Annotated in this window: 6 protein-coding genes; 3 read left to right on the top strand and 3 right to left on the bottom strand. The window is 59.6% G+C overall.

What is annotated here, in order from left to right; all coding sequences use genetic code 11:
- Positions 1–393: hypothetical protein (locus EN781_RS34425; protein WP_189347692.1), on the top strand; the 393-nt coding region annotated here is incomplete at its 5' end.
- On the opposite strand, the gene EN781_RS19230 is transcribed toward EN781_RS34425, so the two are convergent.
- Positions 351–2,495 (bottom strand): acyltransferase family protein, encoded by a 2,145-nt coding sequence (locus EN781_RS19230; RefSeq protein ID WP_126058870.1) that lies wholly within the window; start codon positions 2,493–2,495, stop codon positions 351–353. The two genes, EN781_RS34425 and EN781_RS19230, sit on opposite strands and share 43 nt — an antisense overlap.
- 4 nt (positions 2,496–2,499) lie before the next feature.
- Entirely contained in the window at positions 2,500–4,512 is a 2,013-nt protein-coding gene (locus EN781_RS19225; RefSeq protein ID WP_189347688.1) for an acyltransferase family protein, read from the bottom strand.
- A 411-nt stretch (positions 4,513–4,923) separates the two neighbouring features.
- Here EN781_RS19225 and EN781_RS19220 point away from each other — a divergent pair, with 411 nt between their 5' ends.
- Positions 4,924–5,937: an NAD-dependent epimerase/dehydratase family protein gene (locus tag EN781_RS19220; protein WP_189347686.1), complete on the top strand. Its 1,014-nt coding sequence runs from the start codon at positions 4,924–4,926 to the stop codon at positions 5,935–5,937.
- 170 nt (positions 5,938–6,107) lie between these two features.
- Positions 6,108–6,722: an MraY family glycosyltransferase gene (locus EN781_RS19215; RefSeq protein ID WP_245482315.1), complete on the top strand. Its 615-nt coding sequence runs from the start codon at positions 6,108–6,110 to the stop codon at positions 6,720–6,722.
- 334 nt (positions 6,723–7,056) lie between these two features.
- Here EN781_RS19215 and EN781_RS19210 read toward each other — a convergent pair.
- A partial coding sequence (locus EN781_RS19210; RefSeq protein ID WP_145965550.1) for an adenylate/guanylate cyclase domain-containing protein occupies positions 7,057–7,865 on the bottom strand: 809 nt, incomplete at its 5' end.

Here is a 7,865-nt window from a genome sequence, read left to right as displayed (position 1 = left end):
CCTCTCGGCTTCCTCGTCTCCGCCTTCTGGTTCGTTCGTGACGCTGAAGATCTGCCACTCGGAGTCGCCCTCTTAGGCGTTATGCTGACTTCGCATGATGTCTTACTGACGCCGAGTTTGTTCATACCCGTGGCTATCGGCATAGGCAGCATGCTCGCCGCAAAGACCAATCCCAGCCGAAGCAGGGAAGCATATTCGAGCTTTGCCTTTGGAATAGGCGGAGGCGTCGGGTTATTCGCTGCCGCTTCCATTGTCCTGTTGATTTCGCCGCCGATCGGTGTCGATCTCCGGGCTAATCCGCTCTACTTCATGCTTTTGGGGACCGTCATCGCCTGGGCTGTTGCGACGCTTTATTTGTTTTGTCGCTCTCGTCGAAGCGGCCCCGGCGCGTAGGCGAGTCGCTTGGCGATTATCCGGCCTGCCGAAGGTCGATCGACCGGGACGGTCAGATCATCTCGGAGCATCTCGATGATTTTCGGAACAATAAGCATTGCGCCGAAGATGGAGAGGTGGTGATCGTCGACGTAGAGGCTGTGCCCCGCGCTGTTTGTCATTCGGCATTCCGCGGCGGGGCAGATCGCGTCCAGCGGATCAACGAATTGAAACTGGGAATGGTGCCGCGCGAAGGCCGTGAAGGCCGCTTTGAATGCGCCGTGCTCTACCCGCGAGGACACTGGGCATGGAAGGGAGAAATAGTTCGGCCTGAGAGCACAGATCAGGTTCGTGTTTGGAGCGTGTCCGACCAAGATGACCGGTCCGCGAAACCCGGCGTACAGCTTGGAGATGTCTTCAAGCATTGTCGGAAACAGCTTTGCCAGATCAGGGATATCGACAGGCGCTCCATCAGCCTTCTTTTCGAGAATGTTGCGGTATCCTGGCCAGCGCTGAGCTTGGACGATGGCTGCGATCCCCCCGGCGTTCAACCAACGGGCTGCTTGATCTGTTGCGGCTCGACAATGTTGCGTGACCGCGCCTCTAGGCCGGCTCTGAAGATCCGCTCCGAAATGGCAGCTGCCGGCTTGCGCTAGCAGGAAGTGAAATTCCTTTCCGCCAAGCTCTTCGAGGGCGCGGGTGTAGTGGTCAACGTGCGAGTCTCCGACAATGAGGATCTTCGTTGGGCTTTGAAGATTTCCGAATTCGCAGAAATCCTCACAGCCACGAGAGCCCTTGATCGATTCCAGGGTCGCGCGATCGGCCAGTTCACCTCCCGCGATAGCCGATGGCGACCGCCAAGGCATACCGCCCCACATGGAGTAGCTGACCAGCGAGAAAGCAAGCAGACCTGCCAACGCAAGCCCTGTGGGTCCGACGAAGCCGCGGCCAGCACGATACGGCTGTTCAACGAAGTGAAACATCATGACTGCCAAGGCGAGAGAAAGGAACCCGACGAGAACGGCCTCTCTCGGCAGCAGCGGCCGCAGAAGGCCATATTCACAGAATACGATCAGGGGCCAGTGCACCAGGTAAAGTGAATAGCTGATGCGCCCGATATAGGCTGCAGGGCCATTGCGTAGAACAAGCCCCACACGTCGTGAGCGATCCGCGTACAGCACCATCGCAGCTCCGACCGTAGGCACTAGCACATTGAGGGCGGGTGCGTGTGCCGTGTCATCTAGAAAGAAGACGGCGCCGCCTATGAGCACCAATCCAAGCAAGGCGAGGAACTCGTGGATAGCCAAGGCTCGCGGCTGTGGAAGCCAGACCAATGCCGCGCCACAAGCAAATTCGAAGACACGGAAAGGCGTATTGTAAAAGACGGTCGCTCTGCCGTCCGAAAGCCATTCGGCAGTCCGCGTTCCGGCAAGCAGCCAAAATGAGCCGTCCTGGAATGCGAAGATGAGCCAGAAGCCCAAAACCGTGATCGCCAGGATTGGCCAAACCATCCGACGTCGGAATAGGGCGAGCAAACCTGAAAGCAGGAGCGGCCACACGCAATAGAACTGCCACTCAACACTCAGGGACCAAGTGTGTAGCAGTGGCTTCATACGCGCGGCCAGGTCAAAGTAGCCGGATTCTCGCCAGAAGAGGACGTTCGAAACCCCGAGAGTGGCGGCCAAAAGCGACTCTGCGAAGTTCTCCAAATGCGGTGGAGCGAATAGAAGAGCCGCAGCAATGCACGACAGGGCCAGTGTCGCAAACAGAGCCGGCAGCAGCCGGCGGGCGCGGCGCCGATAGAACTGCGCTAGGCTGAAACGCCCCCGGTCGATATCGGCTGCAACAATTTTCGTGATCAGAAAACCGCTGATTACGAAAAAAACATCGACACCGACGAAGCCACCGGAAAATCCGAAAACCCTCAAATGAAAGCAGAGCACTGCCAAAACAGCGAGCGCTCTAAGGCCATCTATCTCTGTCCGATGACGGTTCAGCCTGTCCCGTGTTGCGAATGACGCGGCCGAGGTGGAACCGGCTTGCTCCTCAACGGGTCGGGCAACGCTGCTTTCCCGCCAAGCCGCGCCAGCCGTAGTTGAAGAAAGGGCTTGGCGGCTTCGCATGCACCTAGTTGCTCTTGCGGGTTGTCGGAGGCCGTGGAACGTTCATGACCGATACCCGAGTCTGTCTGTCATCAGCGGCGAGAGCCTGGTAGAGGCCCATCATCCGAGCGAGTAAGTCGTCGGTCTCCGGCTTCAAGTTTCTGCGCATATGTGATGCGTCGCGGTAAATGAACTCACCATTGATGTAGGTGGCGCACTGCCGGTTCGGGCACATCCCTTTGAGCGGATCGACAAAGAACACCCCATCATGCTCAGTGAGCGACGCCAGCGCGACGACCGTCGGTGACCACACCCTCAGGATCCGGTCGCTATCTATATCGGTCGAGCAACGCCTCAATATCCTTTCGCGCATCGCCGCGCATGAGGTCAAATCCAGGCCGGGCCCCGGCACCTGACCAATGATTCCAATGCGCCGTTCGGGAGCGGTGATTTCTTCAACGAGGCTTCGCAGACCGTCGCGCATCAGCAGGACTTTGTCCGCTTGCCTGCCGTCGTCAGCAACGACATTGGTGTAGGCAAGGCTTGTCCAGGCAGAGGACAGCACCACGAGGTCGACGTCCGTGCGCTGTCTCAGCATGCTGACCACGGCCTTTCGGGACGATGCGCAGCTTTCCCGGTAGTTAGGCTGCTCCGGAAAGTCGCGATGGACACCTTCTCCGAATGCGGCCGGGCAGGCATGATAAAGAAAGAAGGCCGTATTCTCCCTTTGGCCAACCGCATCCAATAGTGGGGCGAGATGCTCCGCATGGCTGTCGCCCCACAGCATGGCATGGCGTGCCGCCTTGTCCCAAGGTGCTCCGAATGCGCAAAACGTGCCGTCCAGTTCGCTTATCTCGACCATCTGCGGACATGGCCAATCCCACATCACCTCGAGGCTGCGCATCGCCTCGACCTCCTTCGGGATCCTGCTGGCGATACCCCCGCCTTGGAAGATTGAATTGCCGCCCAGACCAACGATCAACGCGGTGGTCGCGCCGGCGATGACGGTTCTCAACGGAGGCTGCCGCAGTCGGCGAACGGGTTCTTCGACGAATCGCCAGGACAAATAAGCCGTCACCCAGGCTGCCGCGATGAGGATCAGCGCTTCGCCCGCTGTCGGCATCGCACCGCCGGCATAGTGACGGAAAAAGACCAGAATCGGCCAGTGCCAGAGGTACAGGCTGTATGAAATTTTGCCTGTGAAGCGGAGAGGCGCGCTTGAAAGGACCGCCGTAGCGATAGACGGGGAACAAGGCCAGACGAGCAAGACAGCCCCAGCCACTGGGGCGAGTGCATTCAGTCCCGGAAATGGCTGGCTCGAGGATAGCCAGATGGCGCTAGCGGCTATCAGGCAAAGGCCAAACAGTCCGAATGCCTCGGAAGTGCCCCGGCGGCCGATCGGTGGAACAAAAACCAGCAGGCCGCCTAGCGCCAGTTCCCAACCCCGGCTGAAGGGAGCATAGAACGCTTGCTTGGGATCGACTGCCACCAGGTAAAGGGCAATCGAAAAGCTGGTCAGCGCTACAAGGCAGATCGCCGCGACGATCGGTGACTGATGGCCCCGCCACAATCGGCTGGCGATGAACAAGAGGGCTGGCCACACGAGATAGAACTGCTCTTCGACGCCGAGGGACCAAAGATGCAGGAGCGGCAGAAGCGTCGCCTCGCGGTCGAAATAGCCCGTATTCCAGAGGAAATAGTAGTTCCCAAGGCCGGCAGCGGAGAAGGCCGCACTGCGCCCAAGGCCGGCATAGTCACCCGGGAGCAGGAGAAACCAACCCGCCGCGAGCGACAGCCCCATCATCACCAGCATTGCTGGCAGGATACGACGCGCGCGCCGACCGTAGAATTCGGCGAGCGACAGTTCGCCGCCCTCCGCAACCAAAAGGCCTGTGATCAAGTAGCCCGAAATGACGAAGAAGATATCAACGCCGACGAATCCCCCGGGGAAACCGGGAACGTCGAAATGGAAAAGGATGACGGTGATGACCGCGATAGCGCGCAAGCCGTCGACGTCTGCCCGATAATCGAACTTCAAAGGTTCCCCCGAGCTATCTGTCGAAACGTCATGGCGTGATTGCAATCCGTGAGTCGATGGCGCGACAAGGCGCGGCCGGCGACGTTGCGATTCCAATAGTCTCACCGATACATTCGAATACTACCGTTTCCTTGCAATGCTAAACTGCGAGAAACATGGGGATACCGTGACAATTCATTTCACGCTAGAACGACAAAAACCTACACAGGTGTACCGGAATCAGTTCTGCCCTGTTGGGCTAGGGCGTCTGGCTCCCGGTGACATGTCGGACGCTTGTTCGTTGGAGATATCGAGGACCGTCGAAAAACTCGGTCGACTTGTAGAAAACGAGTTGTTCAACGTGTCCTCGACTGTATAGAAAGGCTATCCCGTGAGAGGCGAGGGCCACGGGTCGTTCTGGAGGCGGCAACTTTGGACAACCATAGCCCGGACGTGGTTGAATTCGGCCCGCGGACACATGTCCTGGTTACAGGTGGCGCGGGCTTTCTTGGATCGGCACTGGTCGATCTGTTACTTGACCGCAATTGCAGCGTAACCGTCATCGATGATCTCTCGAACGGCTCGCTTCGCAACCTTCCGGTCGACAATCCCCGCCTGACGATCCGTACCTTCAGGGTCGGCAGCCCGGCCTTCAATGCGGCGGTCCATGACGAGGTTGGCCTGGCCGACGCCGTATTCCATCTGGCGAGCCCGATCGGGGTTCAGCTTGCCCACACGGAACGCTTTGCTGTCACCAGTGGCATTCTTGAATCAGGTTGCGCAATCGTCGAGGCGTGCCGGCTGCACCGGCGTCCGCTTCTTTATACATCGAGTTCGGAAGTTTACGGCTCCGGGCGCGACCGTCCGATTACCGAGTCTGATCCTGTGGTGACGGATCTCCGACCGCGATGGGGATATGCTGCCGCCAAGGCAGCGGTTGAGCATCTGATCGCCGGACTGTTTTTCGATTTTGGCATTCCTGCCTGGATTGTCCGGCCGTTCAATATGGCTGGGCCGCGGCAGCGCTCGGCGACCGGCCTTGTGCTGCCGGTATTTGTGAACTCGGCCTTACGGGGCGAACCGCTTGTCGTTCACGACGACGGCGAGCAAAGGCGGGCATTCCTGCATGTTGCCGATGCCGCCGAAGGGCTGCTCCTGGTCATGCAGTGCCGATCCTTGCAAGGACGACCGGTCAATCTGGGCGGCAGCGAGGCGGTGCAGATCGGAAATCTCGCAAGGATGGTGGTTGAGGCGACCAAGACGAACGCGCCGATCGTCATGAGGTCTTCCAACGCGGTCTATGGCGAGAGGTTCGCCGTAACGCATGATCGCGTACCGGACACGAGTCTTCTGAGTACCATGACAGGTTGGCGCCCGCTGCGAAGCACAAGGCAGACGATTGTCGACTGCATCGAGCATATGCGTACCGAACGAGTGATGGCTTGACGCCTGGCTTATTGGTCCCGGTCATCGGGGCCCTGCTCATCGCGGTTCCTTGCGTATGGCTGTTCGCTCGCCTTGCTAGGCGCATTGGGGCCGTCTCCAAGGTCAAGAGCGACCGATGGCACACATCGGGCGAAGTCCCTCGACTTGCAGGGCCCGCCCTACTGATTGCGATGTCCCCATGGCTTCCGGTTGGCCATATCCTGTTGCTGGCTCTTTTCTGCCTTGTCGGCGCGCTCGACGATGTCCGATCCCTTTCCGCCGGCGCCAAGGCAGCAGCGTTGGCCGCGGCAGCGATACTTGCCGGGATCATCACTGGTTTTTGGTGGGTACCGATCGTCATTTGGATCGCCTGCAACGCGGTCAACATGCTTGATCATGCCGATGGTCTTGCCGCGAGCACAATCGCAGCCGCCTCCCTCGGCCTTGGCGGTGATGCCGGGCTGGCCTGCGCCGGGGCGTGCGTCGGGTTCCTTTGCTTCAACTATCCGCCCGCCCGCGTCTTCATGGGCGATAGCGGCAGTCTTCTGCTCGGCGCGGCGGTCGTGCTTCACGCTTCTGAAAGGGGTTTCGGCTCCTCATTAGCGTGGCTTGCCGTCCCGCTGATCGACGCAATATTCGTTATCATCCGCCGTCTGCGGCACGGACGGCAGCCTTGGATTGGCGGCACGGACCACCTTGGCCACACTTTGCTGCGTCTGGGCGTAGGCGGTAAGACCTTGCCGGCTCTCTATGGGGTGACGGCACTCGCGATCGGCCTCGCATTCACTGCTTGGCAAAGTTCATAGAACCAAATGGATATCATCGTCCCAGGCCGCCATCCGAAATCGCAACCTGGCACGCTGCGAAATAATATTCCCTAATTGTGGAGCGCCGCAAAGATGGCTTTGCCGATGGCGGGTGCGACGACGCTCTGCCAGGCTCGCCGAGGCCGGATCAGCCCTGCCTTTGGAGCAAAGACGCGCGCGCCGACCCCACTCTTAGTCCATCTTTCGTGTGCTTGCGATGACCATTCGCCATGCCGATGACCGAATTCGCGTAGCAGGCCTCGCCGGCACGTCGAGTGAACTCGGAAAGATCGATGCTGCGATCTCCTGAAAAGGAGTTGGCACGTAATCGGGCCTATCCGCGCTGGATGCGATAGACAGTTGCGTCACCTTCCACACCTCGAAGCGGCGCGTCAAAAGCCACGACACGGTGGCCGGCAAGCATTTCGCTGACCCCGGGCGCGGAATGGAGCGCCTCGGAAATGCAGATCTGTCCGGCCTCTGCCAGGGACTGCACGCGCGCGGCGACATTCACGGTCTGGCCGAAATAATCGAGGTTGTCGTTGAGCGTCACGGCGATCGACGGTCCACAGTGGGCACCGATCTTGAGGATGATCCCCGGCCCCTCATGGTCGCCGTTGAAGCGATCGATTTCTTCAAAGATGTGGAGTGCAGCCGAAATCGCATCCGACGGTTGCGAGAATACGGCCATCACCGCATCCCCAATCGTCTTGACCACCGCTCCGGAATGTTGCTGGACCGCAGCGTTGACCAGAGCGAAATGCTCGCGGACCAAAGCATAGGCGTTGAGATCGCCAAGGCGCTCATACATGGCGGTCGAACCCTTGAGGTCCGTGAACAGGAAGGTGATCTGCCGGATGCCCAGCCCCTCCTTCTCGTCGACACGTTCGGACCGGAAGAGCTGGCGGAAGGTTTGCCGCGCAAGCAGCGCTCCACCGGAAACATAAGGGTCGAAATCGAGTGCCGGCTTGGTGGTCAGCGCGACAAGCTCGGGCGGCCAGTTGATGACAAGCAACGAACCTCGCACCGGCCCCCTGTTCGCTACCTCAATGGCAATCGGACCAGGCGGCACAGCGGGCAACGCCGGCAAGAAGCGTTTGCCGTCGTAATCGACCTTCAGGAGTGTCGGCGCTGATACCGGGT

Origin of the sequence: Mesorhizobium sp. M4A.F.Ca.ET.090.04.2.1, assembly GCF_003999085.1 — a bacterium.
Lineage (GTDB): Bacteria > Pseudomonadota > Alphaproteobacteria > Rhizobiales > Rhizobiaceae > Mesorhizobium.
Note: the sequence above shows the minus strand (reverse complement) of the source record. Positions and strands in the feature narration are given on the sequence as shown.